Below are 800 nucleotides of genomic sequence, written 5' to 3' on the forward strand. Positions count from 1 at the left end.
GGTTTTTCACCTTCCTCAGTTGTGTTATATGGAGTATCATATGGTGAGTTTGGTGTATCTTGACGAGGATCTTTAATCACTTTACCTTTTGTATCTACATAAGTGATGATTACTTCACCTTGTTTAGGTGTTTCACTTTCAGAATTTGATGAAGAATTAGATGCTGATTGTGATACAGATGTAGAAAGCGATGTTGAAGCCGATGTGCTCAATGATGCTGATTGGCTTGCAGATACTGATGCTGATGCTGATGCCGATGTGCTCAATGATGCTGATTGGCTAGCAGATACTGATGCTGATTCAGAAGCTGATGTGCTCAATGACGCTGATTGACTAGCAGATACTGATGCTGATGCTGAAGCCGATGTGCTCAATGATGCTGATTGGCTTGCTGATACTGATGCTGACTCAGATGCTGATGCGCTCAATGACGCTGATTGGCTTGCTGAAGTAGATGCTGATGCTGAAGCCGATGTGCTCAATGATGCTGATTGGCTTGCTGATACTGATGCTGACTCAGATGCTGATGCGCTCAATGACGCTGACGCTGACTCAGATGCTGAAACAGATTCAGACGTTGATGTTGAAGCTGATACTGATGCTGACTCAGACGCTGATGTTGATTCAGAAACTGATTGGCTTGTTGAAGCTGATTGTGATTCTGAAATAGATTGCGATGCTGATTCAGATGCAGAAGCTGATTCGCTCAATGATGCTGATTGGCTCGCAGATACTGATGCTGATTCAGAAGCTGATTCGCTCAATGACGCTGATTGGCTCGCAGATACTGATGCTGATTC

At 43.9% G+C, this 800-nt stretch carries 1 protein-coding gene and 1 pseudogene; both read left to right on the top strand.

The genetic code is table 11. The features are described from left to right. Positions 1-105 precede the first annotated feature (105 nt). Positions 106-333: a hypothetical protein gene (locus tag HMPREF2917_RS11840; protein WP_176745961.1), complete on the top strand. Its 228-nt coding sequence runs from the start codon at positions 106-108 to the stop codon at positions 331-333. A 33-nt stretch (positions 334-366) separates the two neighbouring features. Then, positions 367-800, top strand: a pseudogene (locus tag HMPREF2917_RS11845) (MSCRAMM family adhesin SdrC); the annotation flags it as partial.

This window comes from Streptococcus sp. HMSC061E03 (assembly GCF_001813505.1).
GTDB lineage: Bacteria > Bacillota > Bacilli > Lactobacillales > Streptococcaceae > Streptococcus.